Consider the following 25367-nt stretch of genomic DNA (forward strand, 5'->3'; position numbering starts at 1 on the left):
GCGTACGAGAGGAGCACGGAGCCGCAATGAGTACCAGAGGCACCATCAAGAACGGGCTGCGCCGGAGACTGGCCGCAGTCTCCGCCCTGGCCATGGGAGCGGCACTGGCCGTGGCCCTCCCCGCCCCGGCCTCGGCCGCGGCCGCGGCCCGGGTCGACAACCCCTACGTGGGCGCCACGGCCTACGTGAACCCCGACTGGTCCGCCAAGGCCGCGGCCGAACCGGGCGGCGCCGCCATCGCCAACACGCCGGCCTTCGTCTGGATGGACCGCATCGCGGCCATCCAGGGCTCCTCCGAGGCGAGGGGCCTGCGGGCGCACCTCGACACGGCGCTGGCCCAGGGCGCGAACCTGTTCCAGGTCGTCATCTACGACCTGCCGGGACGGGACTGCGCCGCGCTGGCGTCCAACGGTGAGCTCGGTCCCACGGAGCTCGGCCGGTACGAGAGCGAGTACATCGACCCGATCTCCGACATCCTCGCCGACCCGGCGTACGCGAGCCTGCGCATCGTCACGATCATCGAGCCCGACTCGCTGCCCAACATCGTCACCAACGCGGGTGGCACGGCCGGTTCGACCGACGCCTGCGCGACGATGAAGGCGAACGGCAACTACGAGAAGGGGATCGGCTACGCCCTGCACACCCTGGGCGCCATCCCCAACGTCTACAACTACATCGACGCCGCGCACCACGGCTGGCTGGGCTGGGACACCAACATGAGCCCGGCCGCGGCCGAGTTCAAGAAGGCCGCCACGTCCGAGGGCGCCACGGTCAACGACGTCGCGGGCTTCATCGTCAACACGGCCAACTACTCGGCTCTCAAGGAGCCGAACATCAAGATCACCGACTCGGTGAACGGCACCACGGTGCGCCAGTCCAAGTGGATCGACTGGAACTACTACACCGACGAGTTGACGTTCGCCCAGGCGCTGCGCACCCTGCTGGTGAGCCAGGGCTTCAACTCCAACATCGGCATGCTGATCGACACGGCCCGCAACGGCTGGGGCGGCACCGCCCGGCCCACCGCCCCCGGTCCGCTGACCAGCGTGGACGCCTATGTGGACGGCGGCCGGGTCGACCGGCGCATCCACGCGGGCAACTGGTGCAACCAGAGCGGCGCCGGCATCGGCGAGCGTCCCACCGCCGCCCCGGAGCCCGGCATCGACGCGTACGTCTGGGCCAAGCCCCCGGGCGAGTCGGACGGCAACAGCGCCCCCGTCGCGAACGACGAGGGCAAGGGCTTCGACCGGATGTGCGACCCCACGTACACCGGTAACGGCCGCAACGGCAACAGCATGACCGGCGCCCTGCCGAACTCCCCGCTCGCGGGTCACTGGTTCTCCGCACAGTTCCAGGAGCTCGTGCGCAACGCCTACCCGCCGATCACCGGCGGCGGCACCGGAGGCGACACCCAGGCGCCGACCGCCCCGACCGGCCTGACGTCGTCGGCGAAGACCAGCAGCAGCGTCTCGCTCTCCTGGACCGCGTCGACCGACAACACCGCCGTGACCGGCTACGACGTGTTCCGCGGCGGAGTGAAGGTGGGCTCCTCCACCACCACCTCGTACACGGACACCGGCCTCACCGCCTCGACCGCCTACAGCTACACGGTCAAGGCCAAGGACGCCGCCGGTAACGTCTCGGCCGCCTCCAGCGCCCTCTCCGTCACCACCTCGGCGGGCACCGGCACCGGCACCGACACCCAGGCGCCGACCGCCCCGACCGGCCTGACGTCGTCGGCGAAGACCAGCAGCAGCGTCTCGCTCTCCTGGACCGCGTCGACCGACAACACCGCCGTGACCGGCTACGACGTATTCCGCGGCGGAGTGAAGGTGGGCTCCTCCACCACCACCTCGTACACGGACACCGGCCTCACCGCCTCGACCGCCTACAGCTACACGGTCAAGGCCAAGGACGCCGCCGGTAACGTCTCGGCCGCCTCCAGCGCCCTCTCCGTCACCACCTCGGCGGGCACCGGCACCGGCACGGGCACCCTCAAGGTCCAGTACAAGAACACGGACTCCTCCGCCACCGACAACCAGATCCGGATGTCCCTCCAGGTGGTCAACACCGGCACCACCGCGGTGAACCTGTCCACGGTGAAGCTGCGCTACTGGTTCACCCCCGAGGCGGGGGCCTCCACCTTCGGCACCGCATGCGACTACGCGGTCATCGGCTGTGGCTCTCTGACTCTCGGTGTGACGGGCGGCGGCTCCGCGGCCGGCGCCAGCCACTACCTGGACGTCAGCTTCGGCAGCGGCACCCTGGCCGCCGGCGCCTCCACCGGTGAGATCCAGCTCCGGCTGAACAAGAGCGACTGGTCCAACTTCAGCGAGGCGGACGACTACAGCCGCTCGACGAACACGTCCTTCGCCGACGCTTCGAAGATCGGCGCGTACGTGGGCGGCACGCTCTCCTGGGGCACCGCCCCTTGATCCAGCGGCCCACTCCCCCGCCACCGTGGTGACGCGGTGACGGCCCCGGGCCATGGATAGCCTGCGACGACGACCCGCCCCCCGCCGGATGTCCGGCGGGGGGCGGGTCGTGTCGTGACCGCGGCTCAGGAAGTCGCTCCGGCCCGTACGGCGGCGAGCGGAAGGCCCCGTCCCGGCAGGTGCATCCACCCCTCCACCGCGGCCAGGGCACGCTCCTCGTCGGTGGCCGGCGCATGGGTCATCCCGCACGCGGCGGCCCGTGCGACGACCGCAGAGATCAGGGCGTCCAGGTCGTGGTCACTGCGCGTGCACCGGTCGCGCTCCCGCTCACCGACATCGAGCCCCAAGCCGTCGACGAGCCCGGCGAGGATGCCGGCCCGCGCGAGGAGGGCGGCCGGCTTGGCGTTCTTGTAGCTGTCCTTGCTCGCGAGCCCCCACATGATCAGCGCGAACGCCGGATAGACCTCCACGACCGGACCGGAGCCGTCCCGCGGGACGACGGGACCCTCCTCCGACAGGCGTTCCAGGAGATCCACCGCCCGCATGGCGACGACGCCCAGCTTGTCGGCGGCGACCGAGAGGGGGCGCTGCCTGCCCGCCCCGGTGCGCTTCCACGCCACGTCGTCGGTGAGACGGTGGGTGAACCGGCCCAGCCCGTCACGGCCGTCGACGTGCGGCAGGTAGCGGGACCGCAGGGGCAGCTTCGTGCCGGCTCGGTGGGCGGCGAGCAGGGAGGTGAACGCCACCGGCCAGCCGAGGGGCGCATCGAGGCCGGTCTTGTCGGCGCTGCGCATCGCCGCCAACAGGTCCTCGTCGTTCCTCGCGTCGAGGATCTCGACGACCGGTCTCTCCGCCCAGGTGACCCGGCAGACCCCGGTCGTTCCGGTGTAGCCGGCCAGGTCGATGCCGACCGTCACCATGGGCGGGCGGTCCACCACGTTCCGCACTCCGGGGCTTCCGTTCCTTCGGGGCGCCGGAGGGGACGACGCCGACAGCGGTTGGCCTCCGACCGTGGCGAGAGAGACCCGGGGCGCGGCAGGAGCTCCGGCCGTGACGTCCCGTCCGGCGGGCCGGGACTGCCGGTGCGTCAGTCGCGTCGCCCATTCTATTTCCTGCCGGACCCTTGATCTGCAGGCCCCTTCACGCCGTGTGGACGAGGCGGCGCACGGGACGCACACGCGCAGCCGTGACGGACCGACCGTCCGCACGCCGGCGGCAGGACGCCGGTCGTCCGTCCGGCGCGGCCTCGTGGCACCCTGGTACCGGCCCGGACCGCGAGGTCCCGCGGCTGTCGTCTCGTCATCTCTGCCGGCCCGGCCGACTTCTCGCCCCCGGCCGGTCGCTGAGAGGGTGTCCCCCTGTGCTGCATCTCCGTCTGATCGTGCCGGCCGACCGTACGGACGAGGTGGTCCGGCTGCTCGACGACAGCGTGGGCACCACCCACCTCGCCGTCCTGCCGGGTGCGGCCAGGTCACCGGCGGGTGACCTGGTGCTGTGCGACGTCGCCCGGGAGGCGGGGGACGAACTCATCGGCGAGCTGCGCCGGCTCGGGATCGACCGCACCGGTGCCGTCACGGTGGAGAACGTGGACCTCACGCTCTCGAAGCACGCTGACAGGGCCGAGGAGGAGGCGCCGGGCGAGGGCGCCGACGCGGTGCTGTGGGAGGAGCTGGAGGAGGTCACCCACGAGGAATCGACGTTCAGCGTCACCTATGTCGCCTTCCTGACGATCGCCACGATGCTCGCGGCGGTCGGCGTGATGCTGGACAACGCGATCCTGATCGTCGGCGCGATGGCGGTGGGGCCCGAGTTCGGGCCCCTGGCCGGTGTCTCCACCGCCCTGGTGCAGCGGGCGCCCCGGTTGGTGGTCCGTTCGCTGGCTGCTCTGATCGGCGGGTTCGCGGCGGCGATGGTGCTGACGGCCGGGTTCGCGTGGCTGCTGGACGCCTGCGGCCTGTTCACGAGGACGATGGTGGAGGCGGACCGGCCGAACACCTCCTTCATCTGGCAGCCGGACTGGATGTCGTTCATCGTGGCGTTCCTCGCGGGCATCGCCGGAACACTGTCGCTGACCTCGTCGAAGTCGGCCGCGCTGATCGGGGTGACGATCTCGGTGACGACCGTGCCGGCCGCGGCCAACGCCGCGGTGGCGTTCAGCTACTCCGACTACGCGCAGACCACGGGCTCCTCGCAGCAACTCCTCGCCAACCTCGGCGGCATCGTGCTCGCCGGCACCCTCACGCTCCTCGCCCAGAAGGCACTCTGGGCCCACCGGCAACGACAGGACGCCACCGCCGGGGGCCGGGACCTCGGCTGACCGCCCGCCCGTCCTCGCCCACGGAGCGAAGGACGCCCACGAAACACGCGGCACCGCGATCCACTCGCCGGTGAGCAGCCCCGAGGGCTGTCCCGCAACTCCGGATGGAGGTGCGGCAACGGCACCACGTCCCGAGTCCCGCCAGTCCGAGCGACTTGAGAACGCGGTGACCCCTGGCCAGAGAGCTGTTACGCACCAGGAAACCGGCGCATCGAATCGACCGCGGCGGCGCCGAGCGCCCGGCTCAGCACGGACCGGCGAGCAGTCCGGCCAGTGGCACGCCGGGTCGCCCACCAGATGCCGGTAGGTGTCGCCGCCCAGGGGCTGGTGTAGATGGGTCGGGTGCCGTGCACGGTCCATTCGCTCATCGTCGTCTCCTGTGCCTCGCCCACCAAGATCGCGCCATCGTAGGCGGGGCACCCTGGGCTTCCGTCAGTCCCTGCCCGTAGTCTGGTGGGCATGCCCCCGACTTCGTGTGACGCTGCTGCGCGCCCGCTGACCCTGGTGAACGCGGATATCCGCGCACTGTGGCAGCGGGGCGGCGGCCGGTTGTCCCCTGAGGGGCGCCGGGAGTATGAGCGGCTGCTCGCGGAGTGGGCGGCGGCTGTGCGGGGGGACGTCGCCGAGGTGGCGTGACCACATGGTCGGTGCCGCCAACGTGATGGCCCGACTTGCGGGTTCGTCACTCTGTGAGCGCCACGGCTTGGACGCTCGGCGCATGCTCGGTGTCCTCACTCCTGCCCGTTGAGGGTTTCTCGCTCGGTGCGCCAGGTGCCGGAGTTCTGGCAGTGCTCAACGTGCTGCTGGTTCTCGGTCCCACGGGACTTGCAGAGCCACATGGTCGTAGCCCTCACTTCTCGGCGGCGTCGAGCTTGTCGGCTTCCGCACGGAGTGCTGCGGCCTTGTCCAGCCACCTGTGTTCGTCGTCAGTGTACGGGCCCGCGAGGGTGGGCTTCACTCTCTTCTCCAGCTTGGCGGCCCGGGTGCGGAGGTCGTCCGCGGCCGGCATGGTCTGCCTGGTGCGGCTGGTTCCGGCGCCCATCAGCCCGTCACCATCGAAGTCGGCTCCGAGGGTGACGGCGGGCGGGGGGAGACACGCAGCTTGGGTGATGAATCGGCCAGGTCGCCGGAGACCGTGCTGCGCCCGGCGGCGGGCGGGTTCGCGGCGGGCATTCCCATCGCCAATAACATTGGCCTAGCAACTTGGCCAAGCTAGTGGCAAGATGAGGGCATGGACACAGCCAAGCTCCAACTTGCAGCCCAGCGATACCGGGAGGCCGAGGCGGCACTGGATGCCGCCAGGGCAGATCTCCGCGCCGAAGCCGTCGCCGCTCTGCAGCAGGACCCCAAGCGCGGCGACCAGAGCGAGGTCGTCCGCATCACCGGCTGGACCCGCGAACAGATCCGCACGATCATGAAGACCGCCGGAGGGCTAGCGGATGAGATGGCCACCCCCGCACCCTAGAGTCGAACGCGTGCGGCCTGTCGCCCGACCTGCCGCGCCTCCCCCACCCCACTGGGGCATTACCCGGCACGTGCTCGGCTCCCCCATCATCGAGACCCACCGAGGCGCCTGCCGGACCGACGACGGGCACATGGAGGGCATCGGCCGAGAACAGGCGATCGCAGAGCTGAGGAACGGGTCTCAGCCCTGCGACGCCCTGCCGAGCCGCACAGATACTTCACCAGGCGCCATGCCTCCTGCGGCACGGCAGACGCGAGTTCTCCAGCACCGCGGCCAGGACTGGCACTGCTGGAACTGCGGGCCGTGGAAGCGGTGGCCGACCACGGGGAGAACGTCCGGCCGCGGTTCTGCTGCGAGGACCATCCCGCGTTGTGGGTGACCGAGCGGGGCGGCCGCATCAAGCCGGCGGAAATCAACGCCTCATTCTTCGCTCCCACAGGTCAGGACGACGATGCCGACCTCGGCCCACGCGCAAGTGTCTCTCCGCCACCATGGCCTTCATCATCACGACCGGCGTCGGGAAGTCGAACGCAAAGACGCTGACTGCGATCCTCGGCCAAGCAGCAGTCCAGGGCCGCACCCCGACGCAGGGTGCGGCCCTCGGCTCCTGCGCTTACGACGGCCAGCCGCCATACGGCACGGTAATGAGCTCCATGGCGTGGCCGACCGGGTCCATGAAGTACACGCCGCGTCCGCCGTCGTTGTGGTTGATCGCGCCGGGGTGTTGCCGGTGCGGGTCGGCGTAGTGCTCGATGCCGCGCTGTGTGATCCGCGAGTACGCCGCATCAAACTCCGCCTCGGAGACCAGGAAGGCGTAGTGCTGCGGGGTGATTCTGTCCGCGGGGATCGCGGCGAAGTCCAGCGTGACGCCATTACTCAGATCGACCGCGAGGAACGGACCCCACTCTGCGGTGATCTCCAGGTCCAGCAGGTCCGCGAAGAACTCGGCAGACTCCCGGTTGTCCCGGGCATGGACGATCGTGTGGTTCAACTCAACCGACAAGGAATGCCTCCGCGGGCACCTCCCGACACCTCCATGCCTCACCCAGCCGGCGACCGGCACGCGATGTCGCTGTGGATCTTAGCCGTCGTTCCGGCGCAGTGGTGGGCGATCAGGACTGCTGGGGCATTCAGACAGTTTCCATGCCCGACGTCACCCTTACCGATGATGCCGGAGGCGGATGGCCGGGGCCCGGGCCACGATGCAAGCGGTTCGATGGATTTCCGTAGAAGATCTCCCCAGCCGCTCCCCGGCTTTCGGGCGAGACGCGAGAAGGCGCCCCTTCCACAACCTCGGAGGGGGCGCCCTTCTTGCTGCTACAAAAGCCCGAGAGGGCGAAGGACCCGCCTCTGAGCTGCACTTACCTGGGTCGGCCAGTAGAGGTAGCAGACCCCGCCCGTACCGCTCCTGACCTTGCCGGTCGCGTCGTACCGCTTGGTCCGCAGCCAGATCTGTTCCCACTCGGTCCGCGAGTAGATCCGGCGCACCGCGTCGTCGTCCTTCGAGGCGGGGTCGTTGGCGATGATGTCGCCGTCCTCGGTGAAGCCGATCACCGTCATCAGGTGGCCCGACGTGCCGTAACCGGCCCCCGTCAGCTCCTCCTTGAGGAAGGACTGCGAGGTGATGACGGGGATGCCGGCCCGGACGAGGCTCTCCACGTCGGCGAGGGAGTCGAGCCGGGTGACGGCGGCGGACATGTCCCGGTAGGTGGCGGCGTAGGCGGCGTTGAAGGGCCAGTTGCCGCAGCCCTCGTACTGGTAGTCGAAGGTGTAGCGCGCCGCGTGGCAGATCTGGGGGTCGGGGAGGTCCGGCTCGACCCAGGCGAGCTGTTCGGCCGTGGGCTTGCGGCCCCAGTACTCGATGATCATCTGCGATGAGGTGGGGCTGCACCATGCCTCACCGCCGTTGTCGTACTCGGGGTACTGCCCCGCGTGGAGGTTCTGCGAGTAGCGGGGCACCGCGAGTTCGTGGCCCCGGCCCACGCCGGGGGTGCTCGCCGGGACGGTGAAACGGTCCGGGACGTCGGAGGCCATGGCGCCGACGCGCCACACCGTCGGGGTGAGGCGGGTGCCGGGCGTGCGGTGAAGGGTGAGGCGGAGCCGGTAGTGCGTCAGGCGCAGGCCGCTCGCGGCGTCGTCGACGGAGAAGGTGTCGGTCCAGATGGAGCTCTTCCCGTCCGTCTGGTCGTCCACCGAGGTGCGGCGGATGTCCTGGTCACCCGCCGCCCAGCGGCCCATCACGTACCAGGGGGTGTCCGTACCGTCCGAGTAGCGGCCGAGCAGCTCGATCTGGATCCAGGTGCCGGCGGGGGTGTCCGCGTTCCAGGAGGCGATCACCTCGGTGGCCGGTACGGCGCTGTGGTGGAAGGGGGAGGTCCAGGTGGCGTACTCCCACGGGGCGGTCGCCGCGGTGTGCGGGTCGGTGTACTCGAGGGTCCCTGCGGGGGCGGCGATGACCAGGCCGGGCCTGCGGCCTGCGACCGCGCGGGTTCCGGCGGCGGAACCGGAGCGCCAGTCGGTGTACGTCGTCCAGAAGTGGTTCTCCACAGCGGTGTCCGGGACCGGAGAGGGGGAGGCGCCCGGGCGGGACGCGCCGGAGGCGGAGCGTGCGGCGGCGGACGCGGGTCCGGTGGAGGTCACCGCGGAGGCGGCGGCGACGGCCGCGAGGGCGGCGAGGACGGTCCTGCGGTTGTGCGGTCCGGTCATGGGAGGCTCCCGAGTCGTTGGCGGACGAGGGTGTACGGCGGGTGCGGGGTACAGCAGGAGCGGGGTCCAGCGGGTGCGGGACGGGGCGGAGGCGGCGGGGCGTGTGCTGCGCGGGTGTTCGACTTCGATCAGTGGGCCAACTATCGCGGGTCCCGGCCTCGCCGGGCCAGTGATTCGCCCCGCGCGGACGGAGCAACATTGGACTGGTCCACTGGCACGGCCCTGGGCACCCGCACCGGCGTGACCTGCGGTGGCCGGAGCCGCTGCCCGTACCCTGGGGTGATGAACGACCTGGCCGGACGCGCCCACGGCCTCCTCACCCTCTCCCCCTCCCTCGGCCCGGTGCGCCTCGTGGCGATCGACGGGCACGCCGGCTCGGGGAAGAGCACCCTGGCGACCCGGCTCGCCGCCGCCCTCGGTGCCGCCCCGGTCCTGCGGCTGGACGATCTGGCCACCCACGAGGAGCTGTTCGCCTGGACGGACCGGCTCCACGCGCAGGTGCTCCTGCCGCTGTCGCGCGGGGAGCGGGCGCGCTACGCCCCGTACGACTGGACCGCTCGGCGCTTCGGGCCGGAACGGACCCTGGATCCCGCGCCGGTGGTGCTGATCGAGGGGGTGGGGGCCGGACGCCGGTTCCTGCGGCCCTGGTTGGCGGCGCTGTGGTGGATGGAGCTGGACCGCGAAACCTCCTGGGCCCGGGGCCGTCGGCGGGACGGACCGGCGCTCAACGGCTTCTGGGACAGCTGGACGGTCGCGGAGGACGAACACTTCGCCGAGGACCCCTCCCGCCCGTACGCGGATTCGCTGGTACGCCAGTTGTCCGAGGGTTACGAGTGGCTGACGGGGCCTCACGCGACTCCGGCGGCGAGTCGTGAAACTACGGAGGGTGAAGGCGGCAGGTCATCCGGTTGAGCCACCGGAAATCGCCAGACGCATGTTCCAACTCGGCTTGACCGGCGGGGCTTAGAGGTCTTACGTTCTCAATGTGCGGCTTTTCGGAGCCCCCCAGGACACGAAGCCCCCGGTTGTTCCCCCGTGATCGGGGGCTTCGTTCTGTCCACCGTCCCCCTCCGCGCACACCACACAGGCCCTCCCCTTCACCGTCCGTCACCAGCGACACCGATCCGTGGGTTTTCCGGCGTGGGTACGATGCTCGACGGCTCGGTCAATTCCCGCCCGCGAAACGGTGATTCCGTGCGCATCCGTGGGCATGCTGTGCGGGCGGGACATCCTGGGGCACAGTCGTGTGGGGGACCTGATGGACATCGGCACGCAGGGCGCGCACGCCCCTGCCGAACTGGCCTGGTTGCGGGGCATCGACGCCTACACCATGGGCGCGTACCCGCACGCCGAGGAAGAATTCCGGACCGCGGTGCGGCTCGATCCCGGCATGGCGGACGCCTGGCTGGGTCTCCACGCGCTGCGGATCGACACCACCACCGCCCTGCTGAGCATGTACCGGCATCGCGACCGCTTCGGCGAGCAGCGCACCCGGCACAAACGCACGCTCAACTCCTGGTACTGGCTCGGCTGGTGGGTGCAGCCGGTGCTGGAGTCGCCGCGCGACCTGCTGCTGGCACACGCCTCGCACTGGCTGGACGGGCGCCATGTGCCGGAACTGGACCGCGCGTTGGCCGGGCTGCCGCCGGTGGACACCGATCCGCAGGTACGGTTCCTGCACGCGTGCCGGGCCTATCTCGCCAAGGACTGGGAGCAGTTGGTCCGTCATACCGAACGCCTCGTCGACGATCCGCTGCTCGGGATCGAGGCGCGGCTCTTCGGCGGGATGGCCCGGGTCCGGCTGGAGATGTTCGGGCAGGCCGAACCCCTGCTCTCCGCGGCGCTGATGCGCTGTCGCAGCGAGCAGCCGCAGCGCAAGGAGCTGCGGTACTGGCTGGCGCGGGCGCACGAGGGGACGGGGCGCAGCGCCGCCGCGCTGCCTCTCTACCGGGCGGTGCACCGGGTGGACCCCTCGTTCATGGACACCTCGGCCCGGCTCGCGGCCATCACCGATCACGACGGCTTCGACGATCCGGGCGGGCTGGCCCCGGCCACCCTGAGCGGTTACGGCGCGGACGAGGCGGGCGCCGGGTCCCAGCCGGACGGTGACGCGCTCCTCGGTACGGACCTGGTGGACGGCCGCGATCCGTGGCTGGGCGGTGATCCGCTCGGCCCCGTCGCCCCGGTGGTCACGACCGCCCCGGAGGGCGCACGGGTCAAGCGGGCCGGGTCGGGCCGTACGGGACGTCCGGTGCTGCCCGCCGGCCCGAGCGATCCCGCGCTGCTGGCCGACGCGCTCGCCGAGCTGGAGCGGATGGTCGGGCTCGATCCGGTGAAGCGGCAGGTCAAGGCGCTCTCCGCGCAGCTGAACATGGCGCGGCTCCGGTCCGAACAGGGGCTTCCCGTGCAGCCGCCCAAACGGCACTTCGTGTTCTCCGGCCCCTCGGGCACCGGGAAGACGACGGTCGCCCGCATCCTGGGCCGGGTCTTCTACGCCCTGGGCCTCCTCGGCGGCGATCACCTGGTGGAAGCGCAACGCTCCGATCTGGTGGGCGAATTCCTCGGCCAGACGGCGGTCAAGGCCAATGAGCTGATCGACTCCGCCTTGGGCGGGGTCCTCTTCGTGGACGAGGCGTACAGCCTCGCCAACTCCGGCTACAGCAAGGGCGACGCGTACGGCGACGAGGCGCTCCAGGTGCTGCTGAAGCGGGCCGAGGACAACCGGGACCATCTGGTGGTCATCCTCGCCGGCTACCCGGAGGGCATGGACCGGTTGCTGGCCACCAATCCGGGGCTCTCCTCGCGGTTCACCAGCCGGGTCGACTTCCCGAGCTACCGCCCCCTCGAGCTCAGCGCGATCGGCGGGGTGCTGGCCGCCGCCAACGGCGACCTGTGGGACGAGGAGGCGCTGGACGAGCTGCGCAGCATCAGCGGTCATGTGGTCGAGCAGGGGTGGATCGACGAACTGGGCAACGGCCGCTTCCTGCGCACCCTGTACGAGAAGAGCTGCGCCTACCGCGATCTGCGGCTCTCCGGTTACGCCACGCCGCCGGGGCGCGCCGATCTGGCGACGCTGCGGCTGCCGGACCTGATGCAGGCGTACGGCGAAGTGCTCTCCGGCCGGGGCCCGGTGGGCAGGGGCCAGACGGAGGCACCCGGCGCGTAGGACCCGTCCTGGAGAACGGCGCCCCCGCATCTCCCCTGAGGAGCGCGACGGGGTGCGCCGGACGGCCCGGTCTCCCAGGCCGTCCGGCGCACTCCGTCCGGCGTACCGGTTCAGCCGATGTCGGCCATGGCCTTCGGCTCGTGCGCGGGGTGCTCGGGGGGCACGTCGGCCGTCCGGCGCGGTACCGAGACCCGGTGGGCGGGGTCGCGGACCTCGCCGACCAGCTTCTCCAGCACGTCCTCCAGGGCGACGAGTCCGAGGACCTTGCCCTGGGCGTCGGCGACCTGCGCCAGATGGGTCGCGGCCCGGCGCATCACGGTGAGGGCGTCGTCCAGCGGGAGTTCGGCCCGTACGGTCGCCATCGGGCGCCAGACGTGCTGGGGTACGGCACGCTCACCGTCCTCCAGGTCGAGGACGTCCTTGACGTGCAGGTAGCCCATGAATGGCCCGCCGCGCTCGGCACGGACCGGGAAGCGCGAGAACCCGGTCCGTACGGTGAGTTCCTCGACCCGGCGCGGGGTCACGGACGGGTCGACCGTCACCAGCGAGCCGTTGTCCAGGAGCACGTCCGTGACGGGCCTGCTCCCGAGTTCGAGGGCGTCCTCCAGGCGTTCCTGTGCCTCGGGCTCCAGGAGCCCGGCCTGGCCGGAGTCCTCCACCAGCCGGTTCAGCTGCTCGCTGGTGAAGACGGCTTCGACCTCGTCCTTGGGCTCGACCCGGAAGAGCCTCAGCACGAGCCGGGCGCAGGCGCCGAGCGCCACGGTGACCGGGCGGCAGAGCCGGGCGAAGCCCACCAGGGCGGGGCTGAGCCAGAGGGCCGTCTTCTCCGGGGCGGCCATCGCCAGGTTCTTCGGGACCATCTCACCGATGACGAGGTGGAGGACGACCACGAAGACGAGGGCGAGGGCGTAGCCGAGCGGGTGGACGAACCCCTCGGGGACGTGTGCCGTGTGGAAGACGGGTTCCAGGAGGTGGGCGACGGTCGGTTCGGCGACGGCGCCCAGGGTGAGCGAGCAGACGGTGATGCCGAACTGTGCGGCGGCCATCATCTGCGGGAGGTTCTCCAGGCCGTACAGCACCTGGCGGGCGCGGGCGGAGCCGCTCGCGGCGAGCGGCTCGACCTGGCTGCGGCGGACCGAGACCAGGGCGAACTCGGCGCCGACGAAGAAGCCGTTCGCGAGGACGAGGAGCCCCGCGAAGATCAGCTGGACCAGGCTCATCGGGTGGCCTCCTGCAGGGTCCGGCCGGGGGCCGCGAGGCGGTCGCCGTCCAGGGAGTCTTCCAGGCGGTCGTCCGGGCGGTCGTCCGGATGGTCGTCCGGGCGGTCGGTGCCGCCCGGGTGCCCGGCCACGTCCGCGGTGCGGACGAAGCGGACCTGTTCGGCCCGGTAGTGGCCCACCTGGCGGACGGAGATCCGCCAGCCGGGGAGTTCGGTGCGGTCTCCGGGGGCGGGGATGCGTCCGAGGAGGTCGGCGACGAGTCCGGCGACGGTCTCGTACGGTCCGTCGGGTACGTCGAGGCCTATCCGGCGGAGGCTGAGGACTCGGCAGCTGCCGTCCGCGTCCCAGGTGGGACGGCCGTCCTCGCCGGAGACGGAGATGAGTTCGGGCCGGTCGGCACCTTCGGCATCATGCTCGTCGCGGACCTCGCCGACGAGTTCCTCGATGATGTCCTCCAGAGTGACGACACCGGCGGTACCGCCGTACTCGTCCACGACGACGGCTATCGGCTGCTCGTTGCGGAGCCGCTGGAGCAGTTGTTCGACGGGCAAGGACTCGGGGACCAGCAGCGGCGGGACGGCGATCCGGCCGGCCGGGGTGCGCAGCCGCTCGGCGGCCGGCACCGCGAGGGCGTCCTTGAGGTGGACCATGCCGACGACCTCGTCGATGCGTTCCCGGTAGACCGGGAAGCGGGAGAGGCCGGTGGCGCGGGTCAGATTGAGGACGTCCGCCGCGGTTGCGGACGACTGGAGGGCGCTGACCCGGACCCGGGGGGTCATGACGTGCTGGGCGGTGAGACCCCCCAGCGACAGGGTCCGTACGAAGAGGTCGGCGGTGTCCTGTTCCAGGGTGCCGGCCTCCGCGGAGTGCCGGGCCAGGGAGACCAGCTCTCCCGGGGTACGGGCGGAGGCGAGTTCGTCGGTGGGCTCGACGCCCAGCAGCCGGACCAGCCGGTTGGCGAGCGTGTTCAGCGCCGTGATCACCGGGCGGAACGCGGTGGTGAAGCGGTGCTGGGGGCCGGCGACGAACCGGGCGACCTGGAGGGGCTTGGAGACGGCCCAGTTCTTGGGCACCAGCTCACCGATGACCATCTGCACGGCGGAGGCGACCAGCATGCCGATCACCACGCTGACGGTGGGCACGGCCCCGGCGGGCAGGCCGGTGGCGGTCAGCGGTCCGGTGAGGAGCTGGGCGAGAGCCGGTTCGGCGAGCATGCCGACGACCAGCGAGGTGATGGTGATGCCGAGCTGGGTGCCGGAGAGCTGGAAGGAGAGCTCGCGCAGCGCGTCGACGACGGTGCGCGCGCGCCGGTCGCCTTCTTCCGCCGCGCGTTCGGCTTCGGCTTTCTCGACGGTGACGAGGCCGAATTCGGCCGCCACGAAGAAACCGTTGGCCAGGATGAGAAGGAATGCCGCGATGAGCAGCAGCAGGGGGGTGGTCATGCCGCCGCCTCCGGGGAAGGGGCGGCGCAGATACTACCGGACGATCCGTCCATTGCTGGAAGGAGTCACTCCTCGGGTCGCAGGAAAAGCCCCGCCGGTCTGCGGACCGTCTGGGCGGGGCGGGGCGCCACTCGACGCCGCCGAACACCAGAGTAGTCAAGAATCGGCGTGTCCGGGCAGGGGCTCACGACCATCGGCCGGACGCCCCTTCGCACGCCTGGGCGCGCGGGCCTGAAATAGCGTCGGGGCCGGAGGCGGCGGTCAGCCGGCTTCGGCCCCGCTGCCGCTGCCGCGCGACGCGACGAGCCTGCGGAGCTCGCCGGCGTCCCGTACGGCCTGCTGCTTGGAGAGACCGGGCTGGATGCCGAGAGCGGGCAGGCTGGTGCCGTCGCTGAGGCCGAGGAAGAGCCAGGGGTCCCCGACCCTCAGGTTGACCTGGAGGATCTGTGCCCAGGCGAGCCGTCGGGTCCGGGTGATGTTGACCACGGTCACCCCGTTCTCGTCGGCGACGATCCTCGGCCGGGCGAGCAGGACCAGCACCCCGGAGAAGAGGACCGCGAAGAGGATGAAGGTCACCCGGTCACCCGGACCGAGGCTCTCCAGCATCAGCGCCACGACGGTGATGGTGACGAAGAGCGCCAGCGCGATGGTGAGCAGGACCAGCCGGGTGAGACGCGGCCGGAACGTCACCGGAAGGGCCGGCTGCCCGGTCCGGGGGGTGGGGGCGGACATCGGTTCCTCTGTCCTCTGCTCAGGGTGCGAAGGAGGGTACGAAGGGCACACGGCGTACCCGGGTGCGGGCGTCGGCGGTCAGAGCCGGCAGGCGTGGATCGCCGTGGTGAGGATGGCGCGGGCGCCGAGCTCGTACAGGTCGTCCATGATCCGCTGCGCCTCGCGGGACGCGACCATGGAGCGGACGGCGACCCAGCCCTCGTGGTGCAGCGGGGAGACGGTCGGCGATTCCAGGCCCGGGGTGAGGGCGACCGCCCGCTCCAGGTGCTCGACGCGGCAGTCGTAGTCCATCATCACGTACGTCCGGGCGACCAGGACGCCCTGGAGGCGGCGGAGGAACTGCTGGACCTTGGGCTCGTCGGTGTCGGCGCCGGTGCGACGGATGACGACGGCCTCGGACTTCATGATCGGCTCGCCGATCACCTCGAGCCCGGCGTTCCGCATGCTGGTCCCGGTCTCGACCACGTCGGCGATGACCTGGGCGACCCCGAGCTCGATGGCGGTCTCGACCGCTCCGTCGAGGTGGACGACGGAGGCGCTGACGCCGTTGTCGGCGAGGTGCTTGGCGACGATGCCCTCGTAGGAGGTGGCGATCGTCATGCCGTCGAAGTCCTGCGGGCCCGCGGCGGTACCGGGCTTGGTGGCGTACCGGAAGGTCGAGCGGGCGAAACCGAGCTGGAGGATCTCCTCGGCGTCGGCCCCGGAGTCGAGCAGCAGGTCGCGGCCGGTGATGCCGATGTCGAGACGGCCGGAACTCACGTAGATCGCGATGTCCCGGGGGCGCAGGTAGAAGAACTCGACCTCGTTGACGGGGTCGACGAGGACGAGTTCCTTCGACTCCTTGCGCTGCTGGTATCCGGCCTCATGGAGCATCGCCATCGCAGGCCCGGAGAGTGAACCCTTGTTGGGGACGGCGATGCGCAGCATGAGCTCGGGTTTCCTTTGTACGGAGGAGCGTGCGGACGGTTCTGCTGGTCGTGCGGAAGGGACTGCGGTGGTGCGGGTGCGGCGGTGAGGCGGGCTCAGAGGTGGGAGTACACGTCGTCGAGGGAGATCCCGCGGGCGACCATCATCACCTGGACGTGGTAGAGCAGCTGCGAGATCTCCTCGGCTGCGGCTTCCTTGCCCTCGTACTCGGCGGCCATCCAGACCTCGGCGGCCTCCTCGACGACCTTCTTGCCGATGGCATGGACTCCCTTGCCCACCAGTTCGGCGGTGCGCGAGGTGGAGGGGTCGCCGTCCGCGGCCTTGAGCGTCAGCTCGGCGAAGAGTTCTTCGAAGGTTTTGTTGGCCATGATGGTCCTTAGAATACGGGGTCGGCGCCCGCACTCAGCGCCAGGGTTCGCTGACGGACCGCAGCGTGGTGGCGGTGGCGACGGCGGCGGTGACCGCTTCGTGGCCCTTGTCCTCGGAGGATCCCTCCAGGCCGGCCCGGTCCAGCGCCTGCTCCTCGGTGTCACAGGTGAGGACGCCGAATCCGACGGGGACGCCGGTGTCGACGGTGACCTGGGTGAGCCCGACGGTGACGCCCTGGGAGACGTACTCGAAGTGCGGGGTGCCGCCGCGGATGATCACGCCGAGGGCGACGACCGCGTCGTAGCCGCGTCCGGCGAGGACCTTGGCGACGACCGGCAGTTCGAAGCTGCCGGGGACGCGGAGCAGGGTCGGTTCCTGGATGCCGAGTTCGCCGAGCGCGCGCAGGGCGCCGTCGACGAGTCCGTCCATGATCTTCTGGTGCCACTGGGCGGCGACGACCGCCACACGGAGGTCCTCGCAGTTGCTCACGGACAGTACGGGTGCGCCCTTGCCGCTCATGTTCTCTCCTACCGTTCTTTCAGGTCTGTCGGGTCTGCCGCTGTCGGGACCCCTGCTGTCGGGACTACTGGTTGCCGCAGGTGGAGGCGGACACGCCGTCGAGCCACGGCAGGTCGTGGCCCATCCGGTCCCGCTTGGTGCGCAGGTAGCGAAGGTTGTGCTCGCCGGCCTCGACGGGCATCGGCTCGCGGCCGTTGACGACGAGGCCGTGCCGGACGACGGCGGCGGTCTTGTCGGGGTTGTTGGTCATCAGCCGGAGGCTGTGCACCCCGAGGTCCCGCAGTATCCGGGCGCCGGCCGCGTAGTCGCGGGCGTCGGCGGGCAGGCCGAGTTCCAGGTTGGCGTCGAGGGTGTCGGAGCCGCGCTCCTGGAGTTCGTACGCGCGCAGTTTCTGGAGCAGGCCGATGCCCCGGCCCTCGTGCCCGCGGAGGTAGACGACGACGCCCCGGCCCTCGCCGGTCACCCGTTCCATGGATGCCTGTAGCTGGGGGCCGCAGTCGCAGCGCTGGGACTGGAAGATGTCGCCGGTCAGGCATTCGGAGTGGATGCGGACGAGGACGTCCTCGCCGTCGCCGATGTCCCCGTGCACCAGGGCGACGTGTTCGACGCCGTCGGTGAGGGAGCGGTATCCGTACGCGGTGAAGTCACCGAAGGCGGTCGGCAGCCGTACCTCGGCTTCGCGCCGGACGGTCGGTTCGGCACTGCGGCGGTAGGCGATCAGGTCCTCGATGGAGATGATCGTGAGCCCGTGCTTGCGCGCGAACGGCACGAGTTCGGGCAGCCGCAGCATGACGCCGTCCTCGCCCGCGATCTCGACGATCGCGCCGACCGGGTTGAGCCCTGCGAGCCGGGCGAGGTCGACGGCGGCCTCGGTGTGGCCGTTGCGGACGAGCACCCCGCCGGGCCGGGCGCGCAGCGGGAAGACGTGGCCGGGCCGGACGAGGTCACCGGGCCCGGCGGTGCCGCCGGCGAGCATCCGCAGGGTGGTGGCGCGGTCGGCGGCGGAGATGCCGGTGGTGACGCCGTACGCGGCGGAGGCGTCCACCGAGACGGTGAAGGCGGTCTTCATCGACTCGGTGTTGTGCTGGACCATCTGCGGGAGTTCGAGCCGGTCGAGTTCGTCGGCCTCCATGGGGGCGCAGATCAGGCCGCGGCACTCGCTCATCATGAACGCGATGACTTCGGGCGTGGCCTTCTCGGCGGCGATGACGAGGTCGCCCTCGTTCTCGCGGTCCTCGTCGTCGACGACCACCACGGGGCGGCCGGCGGCGATGTCACGGATCGCCTGTTCGACGGGGTCGAGAGCGAGTTCACGGTCGTGGTGCGTCGGTGTGGCGGGCTGGGCCGTCATGCCGTGGCTCCTTCCAGACCGGGGGTGCGGGTACGCAGCCACCAGTCGCGCATGCCCCACAGGACCAGGGCGCCGTAGATGACGTAGACGAATCCCGAGAAGGCGAAGCCGTTGGCGAAGTTCAGCGGGACACCGACCAGGTCGACCAGCAGCCAGGCGAACCAGAACTCGACCATGCCGCGCGCCTGGGCGTACATCGCCACGATGGTGCCGACGAAGACGTACGCGTCCGGCCACGGGTCCCAGGACAGTTCGGGGAAGGCGGTGAAGAGGCCGCCGACGGCGAGGGTACCGACGACGGCGCCCCCGAAGAGCACCCCGCGTTCGCGCCAGGTGGCGAACCGTACGGCGATGGAGCCGTCCTGGGCCCGCTGCTTGCCCCGGGTCCAGGAGTACCAGCCGAGCAGCGAGACGACGATGACCACGAGCTGCTTGCCCGCGCTGCCCGACAGGTGGGCGGAGGCGAACGCGAAGAGCAGGATCACGCCGGAGAGGAGTTGGGCGGGCCAGGTCAGCACGGAGCGCTTCCAGCCGAGGGCCAGGGCTATCAGACCGATCGTGTTGCCGATCATGTCCGACCACTTGATGTGCTGGTCGAGGATGGTGAACGCCTCGGAGTTGAGCCAGTCGGCGATGTTCACTTCGCGCTCTCCTCGTCCGTGTGGCTCGGGTGGCTCTGGTGGTCGGAACGGTCGCCGAGCAGGCGCTCGACGTACTTCGCGATCACGTCCACCTCCAGGTTGACCGGGTCGCCGGGCTGCTTGAGGCCGAGCGTGGTCAGGGCGAGGGTGGTGGGGATGAGGCTGACGGTGAAGTGGTCGGGGCCGGCGTCGACGACGGTCAGGCTCACTCCGTCGACGGTGATCGAGCCCTTCTCCACCACGTAGCGGGTCAGGGCTGCGGGCAGCGAGACCTTGACGATCTCCCAGTTCTCCGAGGGGGTGCGGGCGAGGATGTGGCCGGTGCCGTCCACGTGCCCCTGCACGATGTGGCCACCGAGCCGGCCGCCGAGCGCCATCGGGCGCTCCAGGTTGACCCGGGAGCCGGCGGTGAGGGCGCCGAGACTGGAGCGGTTGAGCGTCTCGGCCATGACGTCGGCGGTGAACTCGTGCTCGCCGGTCTCCACGACCGTCAGGCAGACGCCGTTGACGGCGATCGAGTCGCCGTGCTTGGCACCCTCGGTGACGACGGGGCCGCGCAGCCGGAAGCGGGAGGCGTCGTCGAGTACCTCGACGGCGGTGACCTCACCCAGTTCTTCGACAATTCCGGTGAACACTAGTTTCCCTTCCGAGCGGTGGAATACGCGGCAGCGGTGGTGGGGACGGCGGTGATGCGGAGATCGGGGCCGATGCGTACGGTCTCGGTCACATCGAGCCGCAACGCCCGGGCGATGGTGGTGATTCCGGCGTCGGCGAGCGCGGCGGGGCCCGAGCCGAGGAGGACCGGGGCGAGGTAGCCGACGACCCGGTCGACGACCCCGGCGGCGACGAAGGCACCCGCCAGGGTGGGGCCGCCTTCGAGGAGCACGGAGCGGACGGACCGCTCGTGGAGGGCCGCGAGGAGGGCGGTGACGTCCAGGCCGGTTCCCGTCGCGGAGCGCGGCAGCCGGAGCACCATCTCCTCGGGCAGGTGGCGTGCGTCGGCGTCCTCGGCGACCGCGACCAGGGTCGGCGCGGTGGCGTCGAGGACCCGCGCTCCGGGGCGTACGGCGGTGGCGGTGGTGTCCACGACGACGCGCAACGGCTGTGTGGCGCCTTCGACGCCCCGCGCCGCGAGCTGCGGGTCGTCGGTCCGGGCGGTGCCGGAACCGACGATCACGGCGTCGGCCTCGGCGCGCAGCCGGTGCACGTCGGCGCGGGACTCGGGCGAGGTGAGCCAGCGGCTGGTGCCGTCGGCGGCGGCGATCCGGCCGTCGAGGGTGGCGGCGTACTTCCAGAGGACGTAGGGGCGGCTGCGGCGCACCGAGGTGAGCCAGGCGATGTTGCCGGCTTCGGCCTCGGCGGCGAGGAGCCCGCTCTCGACGTGGACCCCGGCGGCGCGCAGGGTTCCGGCACCGCCGGTCGCCCGGGGGTCCGGGTCGCCGACGGCGTGGACGACGCGGGCGACGCCTGCCTCGATGAGCGCCTGGGCGCAGGGACCGGTGCGTCCGGTGTGGTTGCAGGGTTCGAGGGTGACGTACGCGGTGCCGCCGCGGGCCCGGTCACCCGCCTCGCGCAGGGCGTGGATCTCGGCGTGCGGTCCGCCGGCGCGCTGGTGGAAGCCTTCACCGGCCGGTGCTCCGGCGGCGTCGGTGATCACGCATCCGACGACCGGGTTGGGGCTGGTGGAGCCGAGACCGCGGGCGGCGAGCTCGATCGCTCGGCGCATGGCGGTGATGTCGGCTGCGGTTGCCACCGGGTCCTCCTGCCTCTGGGGGCACGGACTCCGGGGCCTGTCGATGACGACAGTAGGAGCGGAACGCAACGGGGGACGACGCTCGGACCGTGGACAGGGACGCGTCGCCCGGAGTTCTCCGGAACACACGTCCGCCCACGGGCGGCGTACCCCATGACGGCCCGCCGCGCACTGCCTCCCATCCGGACTTTCACCGTCGGTCCAGGAATCTCACCTGGTCAACCGGCCGCTGGATGCGGACGGGTCGCGGACTATAACCGCCGGTTCGGAATTACACCGACCCCGGAGTGCGCTGCTGCTGGTACCCCAACAGTCTGCCACGACTTGCTACCGGCCAGCAGGGGGGTAGCTGTGCGGTGGCTCACAGCGCACGTTCCGTGACCGGGCCCGCGGTCGCGCGGAGCAGACCGGGTCCCCGGGGAGTCGGGTCAGGGGGCCGCGGGGGCGAAGAGCGCGTCCTGTGCCGCCTCCCGGGCGGTGAAGAGCGCGCCGCGCAGGATCGCCGTGCCGCCCAGTTCGCCCGCCCGGACCTCGGTGCGCAGCGGTGACATCAGGGCCAGCCGCTCCTCCACCAGGGCCGCGAGTCCCGCTCCCCCGGCGTGGCCCACCTCGCCGGCGAGCACCAGGCAGCCGGGGTCCAGGACCGAGACGACGGAGGCGGCGCCGAGGGCGATCCGGTGGGCGAGGGCGCCGAGGAACGGCTCACCGCCGGCCGCTCCGGCGAGCGCGTCCCGGACGTACGCGGCGGCCGCGTGCCCCTGCTCGGCGCCGGCGGTCGCGCACCGCGGTTCCGTACCGCCACCGACACCGCCGTCGTCGCCCTCGCCTTCGCCCTTCCGGTCGGCCCCGTTCTCGCTCTCGCTGTCGGCGCGGCTCCGCGGTGGCTCCATGCCGTGCGAGGCGGCGAGGGCGCAGATGGCCTCCGAGCCCACGAGCGAGTGGAAGCCGCCTTCGCAGGTGGCCGCGGAGAGGGTGCCGACCGCGCCGGGGACGGGCATGAAGCCGATCTCCCCGGCGCCGCCGGAGGCGCCCCGGCGCAGGGTGCCGTCCAGCATCAGGGCGGCCCCGATGGCGTGGCCGAGCCAGAACAGGGCGAAGGTCGACCGGTCGCGGGCGGCTCCGACGCGGTGCTCGGCGACGGCGGCGAGGTTGGTCTCGTTCTCCACGAGGACCCCGGCGGGCAGTCGCCGCTGGAGGGAGGTCACCAACTCCCGGTGCCAGGCGGGCAGTCCGACGGTGATACGGAGTTCGCCGGTGGCGGGGTCGATCAGCCCCGGGGCTCCGATGCCGACGCTGTGCAGGGGGGCGTCGCCCGCCTCGCGGGCGGTGCGTTCCAGCAGGGCGACCGCCCGTTCGACGGCGGGCCCGGTGCCGGTGTCACTGCCGATGGGCACGCTGGCCTCGGCGAGCGTCCTGCCGAGGAGGTCGGCGACGATCACGGAGACGCTGCCGGTACGGACGTCGAGTGCCGCGAGGTGGGCGCGGTTCGCGACGATTCCGTACAACCGGGCGTTCGGGCCCCGGCGTTCGGCACCGGCTTCGCCGACGACCTCGATGAGACCGGCTTCCTGCAGCCGTTCGACCAGGTCGGCGACGGTCGGGCGGGAGAGCCCGGTCGACGTTTTGAGCTGGGTGGCCGTCAAGGGGCCGTCCTGCTGGAGGAGACGCAGGGCGAGCCGGTCGTTGATGGCCCGGGCGGTGCTCGGAGAGGCGGGCATGCCGGAATCCTTCCAGATCACGGTCGTGCACTCTGACGCGGCTTTTTTATCAGGCAAGGTTCCTGATAGTTTACGGCTCGATCCTGGACAGGAACACCGGCCGCTCGGCGGCGCCATGGGGAGGGAACCTCGCAATGTCATCGGAATCGACCGCCACGGTCTTCGGCACCGCGCAGGTGAAACGCGCCAGATACGCGATCGCCGCGGTGTTCACCGTGCACGGCGCCGTCACCGGCAGCTTCGCCACCCGGGTCCCCTGGATCCAGGAGCACGCCGGGGTGAGCGCCGGTCAGCTGGGCCTCGCCCTGGCCTTTCCGGCGATCGGCGCCTCGCTCGCGATGCCGTTGGCCGGCCGGATCAGCCACCGGTTCGGCGCCCGCAACACGCTGCGCGGACTGCTCGCCCTGTGGACGCTGGCGCTGATCCTGCCCTCGCTCGCACCCAACCTGCTGACGCTCTGCGCGGCCCTCTTCGTCTACGGCGCCTCGGCCGGCATGTCCGACGTGGCGATGAACGCGCTCGGCGTGGAGGTGGAGAACCGCCTCGACCGGTCGATCATGTCCGGCCTGCACGGCATGTGGAGCGCCGGTGCGCTGATCGGCTCCGCGGCGGGCACGGTCGCGGCCCACATCGGCGCCGACGCGCGCCTCCACCACACCGTGGCCGCACTGACCCTGACCGTGCTGGGCCTCATCGCCTGCCAGGGGGTGCTGGACCTGCGCAGCGAGGCGGACGAGGAGCCGCCGCCGCGCTTCACCCTCCCGCCCAGGTCGGCGCTGGTGATCGGCGCGATCGGCTTCTGCGCCGTCTTCGCCGAGGGCGCCAGCATGGACTGGTCGGCCGTCTACCTGCGGGACGTCGTCGACACGTCGGCGGGTGTCGCGGCGGCCTCCACCACGGCGTTCGCGCTGACGATGACGGTGGCGCGCCTCGCCGGCGACCGGCTCGTCGACCGCTTCGGAGCGGTCAGGTCGGTCCGGGCGGGCGGAGTGCTCGCCACGCTGGGCGGGGCCCTGGTGGTCCTCGCCCCCGGCGCCCCGGGGGTCTTGTGCGGCTTCGGCCTGCTCGGCCTCGGGGTCGCGGTCGTCGTGCCGCTGGCCTTCGCGGCTGCCGGACGCAGCGGTCCCAACCCGAGCCAGGCCATCGCCGGCGTCGCCACGATCACCTACACCTCGGGGCTGGTCGCGCCGTCCGCGATCGGTTCGCTGGCGGAGGCGACCTCGCTGGTCGTGTCGTTCGGCCTGGTGACGGTGCTCGCCTTCGGCCTGGTGCTCGGGGCCGGTGTACTGCGGGGCGCCGACCGCAAGGTCGCCGAGCGCCTGCCCGCGCCGGGCGGCGTGGTGGCGAAGAGCCCCTCCGAGGGCTGATCCACCAGATCCACCACGGTGTGGCGGTACGGAGCCGTCATCCGTCAGCTCAGGTGCAGGCGGGCCTCGTCGGCGCCCCGCGCGGCGGCCACCGCGGCGGCCTCCTCCTCCAGGGCCCGGCGCACCGGGGCGGCGAGCGGGGCGAACGGGGCTACGGTGATGCCGACCGCGCGGCCGGCCGCCTGGGCCCGCCAGGTTCCGGCGGGCTCGGCGCCGACCAGCAGCACGCCCGGCCCGCCCATCGCCCGCCAGATCTCCTTGCGCCGGGCCGCGTCGGGGACGAGGAGTTCACGGTCGCGGCCCTGGAGGAACGGGTCGCCCGGAGGCAGCAGCCGTACCGTCCCGCCCACGTCCGGCGGGGGCGGCCCGGCGTCCGGCCCCTCGAGCCAGACGGTCTTCCCGCCGGTCCCCGCGCCGGTCACCTCGACCTCCACCAGACCTTCGGGCCAGACCGACCGGACGACCGGGGTGCGCACACCGAGGTACCGCGCCACCTCCGTGGGGCCCGCCGGACCGTGCAGCCGCAGGTAGGCGCGGACCAGGGCGTCGGTACCGTGCGCGGCCTCCGGGAGCGCGAACCCGGTTTCCAGCGGCGCGAGCGTCGTACCGCCCCCGGTGGTGACACCCACCGCGCCGAAGATCCCGGCCTGCTGGAAGAGGAGGCCGGAGATGTGCCGCGCCCCGCAGGTGGCGCAGTCGAAGGTGAGCGAGCGGTCCACCAGGGCGCTCACCGCCGCGCTCACCACCCCCTTGGGCTTCGGCCCGGTCACCACGGTCCGCAGGGCCTCGGCGGTCGTCCGGAAGGCGCGCAGACCGAGCTTCGCGCCCTCCTTGATGACCGTCGTACGGATACGGGCCTCGGCGTCGGCGTCGTCCAGCGGCCAGAGCGCCTCGGCCAGCGCGGGCAGCGCGTCGGGGCGGTGCAGATGCGGGGCGCCCCGGAACGTCCAGACCCGCGCCAGTCCCTCGGGCGGGACTCCGCGCGCGGCGAGCGCGAGCCGCGCCGAGCCGGCCGGGGTGTCCTGCACTCCGAGCACACCCAGCGCGCCGAGGCCCGGCACGGCGGAGGAACGGTCCAGCCCGTGGGCCGCGAAGCGGCGGGCGAGGACCTGCGCCCGGTCCATCCCGATCGCGGGCGTGGAACGCCCGCTCCCCGACGATCCGCTCCTGCTCGTCATGACCCCGCCGTCCGCCGCGCTCCCGTGGTGGCCCCATCATCGCCCGGCCCCGGCACCCCCG

The 25367-nt window shown here is 71.7% G+C and carries 24 protein-coding genes and 1 riboswitch; of the genes, 7 read left to right on the forward strand and 17 right to left on the reverse strand.

Annotated elements, in window-relative coordinates; translation table 11 throughout:
- Window positions 1-26 precede the first annotated feature (26 nt).
- Complete coding sequence (locus ACFYPN_RS13880) at window positions 27-2435, forward strand: glycoside hydrolase family 6 protein (RefSeq protein ID WP_389298266.1); 2409 nt, start codon at window positions 27-29, stop codon at window positions 2433-2435.
- A gap of 125 nt (window positions 2436-2560) precedes the next feature.
- On the opposite strand, the gene ACFYPN_RS13885 is transcribed toward ACFYPN_RS13880, so the two are convergent.
- Entirely contained in the window at window positions 2561-3382 is an 822-nt protein-coding gene (locus tag ACFYPN_RS13885) for a DUF429 domain-containing protein (protein ID WP_389298268.1), read from the reverse strand.
- A 413-nt stretch (window positions 3383-3795) separates the two neighbouring features.
- On the opposite strand from ACFYPN_RS13885, the gene ACFYPN_RS13890 reads away from it, so the two are divergent.
- Window positions 3796-4752, forward strand: coding sequence for a DUF389 domain-containing protein (locus tag ACFYPN_RS13890; RefSeq protein ID WP_358760923.1), 957 nt, complete (start codon window positions 3796-3798; stop codon window positions 4750-4752).
- 188 nt (window positions 4753-4940) lie between these two features.
- Here the strand turns inward: ACFYPN_RS13890 and ACFYPN_RS13895 are convergent, their stop codons facing one another.
- A complete protein-coding gene (locus ACFYPN_RS13895; RefSeq protein ID WP_358760924.1) occupies window positions 4941-5120 on the reverse strand; it encodes a hypothetical protein in 180 nt (59 codons plus the stop codon).
- A 91-nt stretch (window positions 5121-5211) separates the two neighbouring features.
- On the opposite strand from ACFYPN_RS13895, the gene ACFYPN_RS13900 reads away from it, so the two are divergent.
- Window positions 5212-5388, forward strand: a complete 177-nt coding sequence (locus ACFYPN_RS13900; protein WP_358760925.1) for a hypothetical protein — start codon at window positions 5212-5214, stop codon at window positions 5386-5388.
- A gap of 214 nt (window positions 5389-5602) precedes the next feature.
- Here ACFYPN_RS13900 and ACFYPN_RS13905 read toward each other — a convergent pair whose 3' ends face one another.
- Window positions 5603-5794: a hypothetical protein gene (locus ACFYPN_RS13905; protein ID WP_389298271.1), complete on the reverse strand. Its 192-nt coding sequence runs from the start codon at window positions 5792-5794 to the stop codon at window positions 5603-5605.
- A gap of 189 nt (window positions 5795-5983) precedes the next feature.
- Between ACFYPN_RS13905 and ACFYPN_RS13910 the strand changes: the two genes are divergently transcribed.
- Entirely contained in the window at window positions 5984-6217 is a 234-nt protein-coding gene (locus ACFYPN_RS13910; protein ID WP_389298273.1) for a hypothetical protein, read from the forward strand.
- A 613-nt stretch (window positions 6218-6830) separates the two neighbouring features.
- Here the strand turns inward: ACFYPN_RS13910 and ACFYPN_RS13915 are convergent.
- Both ACFYPN_RS13915 and ACFYPN_RS13920 read right to left on the reverse strand, forming a co-directional pair.
- Window positions 6831-7220 carry a VOC family protein gene (locus ACFYPN_RS13915; RefSeq protein ID WP_358760928.1) on the reverse strand — a complete coding sequence of 130 codons (390 nt, stop codon included), beginning with the start codon at window positions 7218-7220 and terminating at the stop codon, window positions 6831-6833.
- 314 nt (window positions 7221-7534) lie between these two features.
- Window positions 7535-8923: a peptidase C39 family protein gene (locus tag ACFYPN_RS13920; RefSeq protein WP_389298275.1), complete on the reverse strand. Its 1389-nt coding sequence runs from the start codon at window positions 8921-8923 to the stop codon at window positions 7535-7537.
- Between the two features lie 282 nt (window positions 8924-9205).
- On the opposite strand from ACFYPN_RS13920, the gene ACFYPN_RS13925 reads away from it, so the two are divergent.
- Together ACFYPN_RS13925 and ACFYPN_RS13930 are read left to right on the forward strand one after the other, a co-directional pair.
- Window positions 9206-9835, forward strand: a complete 630-nt coding sequence (locus ACFYPN_RS13925) for a uridine kinase (protein ID WP_389298277.1) — start codon at window positions 9206-9208, stop codon at window positions 9833-9835.
- 346 nt (window positions 9836-10181) lie between these two features.
- On the forward strand, window positions 10182-12089 hold the full coding sequence (locus ACFYPN_RS13930) for an AAA family ATPase (RefSeq protein ID WP_389298278.1): 1908 nt from the start codon (window positions 10182-10184) through the stop codon (window positions 12087-12089).
- A 110-nt stretch (window positions 12090-12199) separates the two neighbouring features.
- Here ACFYPN_RS13930 and ACFYPN_RS13935 read toward each other — a convergent pair whose 3' ends face one another.
- From ACFYPN_RS13935 to ACFYPN_RS13985, 11 genes are all read right to left on the reverse strand, one after another.
- Window positions 12200-13309 (reverse strand): hemolysin family protein, encoded by a 1110-nt coding sequence (locus tag ACFYPN_RS13935; RefSeq protein ID WP_358760932.1) that lies wholly within the window; start codon window positions 13307-13309, stop codon window positions 12200-12202.
- Window positions 13306-14751 (reverse strand): hemolysin family protein, encoded by a 1446-nt coding sequence (locus ACFYPN_RS13940; protein ID WP_389298280.1) that lies wholly within the window; start codon window positions 14749-14751, stop codon window positions 13306-13308. Before ACFYPN_RS13940 ends, ACFYPN_RS13935 begins: the two co-directional genes overlap by 4 nt.
- Window positions 14752-15012: 261 nt before the next feature.
- Window positions 15013-15483, reverse strand: a complete 471-nt coding sequence (locus ACFYPN_RS13945; RefSeq protein WP_358760934.1) for a PH domain-containing protein — start codon at window positions 15481-15483, stop codon at window positions 15013-15015.
- Window positions 15484-15561: 78 nt separating this feature from the next.
- Complete coding sequence (hisG, locus tag ACFYPN_RS13950) at window positions 15562-16410, reverse strand: ATP phosphoribosyltransferase (RefSeq protein WP_358760935.1); 849 nt, start codon at window positions 16408-16410, stop codon at window positions 15562-15564.
- A gap of 95 nt (window positions 16411-16505) precedes the next feature.
- Window positions 16506-16778 (reverse strand): phosphoribosyl-ATP diphosphatase, encoded by a 273-nt coding sequence (locus tag ACFYPN_RS13955; protein ID WP_328722798.1) that lies wholly within the window; start codon window positions 16776-16778, stop codon window positions 16506-16508.
- Window positions 16779-16812: 34 nt separating this feature from the next.
- Complete coding sequence (gene ribH / locus ACFYPN_RS13960) at window positions 16813-17298, reverse strand: 6,7-dimethyl-8-ribityllumazine synthase (RefSeq protein WP_389298283.1); 486 nt, start codon at window positions 17296-17298, stop codon at window positions 16813-16815.
- Between the two features lie 64 nt (window positions 17299-17362).
- On the reverse strand, window positions 17363-18649 hold the full coding sequence (locus tag ACFYPN_RS13965) for a bifunctional 3,4-dihydroxy-2-butanone-4-phosphate synthase/GTP cyclohydrolase II (protein WP_389298285.1): 1287 nt from the start codon (window positions 18647-18649) through the stop codon (window positions 17363-17365).
- Window positions 18646-19290 carry a nicotinamide riboside transporter PnuC gene (pnuC, locus tag ACFYPN_RS13970; RefSeq protein ID WP_358760938.1) on the reverse strand — a complete coding sequence of 215 codons (645 nt, stop codon included), beginning with the start codon at window positions 19288-19290 and terminating at the stop codon, window positions 18646-18648. The genes ACFYPN_RS13965 and pnuC overlap by 4 nt, the downstream gene beginning before the upstream one ends.
- Window positions 19287-19925: a riboflavin synthase gene (locus ACFYPN_RS13975; RefSeq protein ID WP_358760939.1), complete on the reverse strand. Its 639-nt coding sequence runs from the start codon at window positions 19923-19925 to the stop codon at window positions 19287-19289. The genes pnuC and ACFYPN_RS13975 overlap by 4 nt, the downstream gene beginning before the upstream one ends.
- Window positions 19925-21043, reverse strand: a complete 1119-nt coding sequence (gene ribD / locus ACFYPN_RS13980) for a bifunctional diaminohydroxyphosphoribosylaminopyrimidine deaminase/5-amino-6-(5-phosphoribosylamino)uracil reductase RibD (RefSeq protein WP_389298287.1) — start codon at window positions 21041-21043, stop codon at window positions 19925-19927. Before ribD ends, ACFYPN_RS13975 begins: the two co-directional genes overlap by 1 nt.
- Window positions 21044-21207: 164 nt before the next feature.
- Window positions 21208-21338: riboswitch (FMN riboswitch) on the reverse strand.
- 133 nt (window positions 21339-21471) lie between these two features.
- The gene (locus ACFYPN_RS13985; protein ID WP_358760941.1) at window positions 21472-22761 is read right to left on the reverse strand and encodes an ROK family transcriptional regulator; all 1290 of its coding nucleotides are present in this window, start codon (window positions 22759-22761) and stop codon (window positions 21472-21474) included.
- A 134-nt stretch (window positions 22762-22895) separates the two neighbouring features.
- Between ACFYPN_RS13985 and ACFYPN_RS13990 the strand changes: the two genes are divergently transcribed.
- Window positions 22896-24128 carry an MFS transporter gene (locus ACFYPN_RS13990; RefSeq protein ID WP_358760942.1) on the forward strand — a complete coding sequence of 411 codons (1233 nt, stop codon included), beginning with the start codon at window positions 22896-22898 and terminating at the stop codon, window positions 24126-24128.
- A 44-nt stretch (window positions 24129-24172) separates the two neighbouring features.
- Here ACFYPN_RS13990 and ACFYPN_RS13995 read toward each other — a convergent pair whose 3' ends face one another.
- Window positions 24173-25306, reverse strand: coding sequence for a DNA glycosylase AlkZ-like family protein (locus tag ACFYPN_RS13995; RefSeq protein WP_358760943.1), 1134 nt, complete (start codon window positions 25304-25306; stop codon window positions 24173-24175).
- Window positions 25307-25367: the final 61 nt, after the last annotated feature.

The sequence above is a fragment of the Streptomyces sp. NPDC005576 genome, assembly GCF_042871745.1.
Classification (GTDB): Bacteria; Actinomycetota; Actinomycetes; order Streptomycetales; family Streptomycetaceae; genus Streptomyces.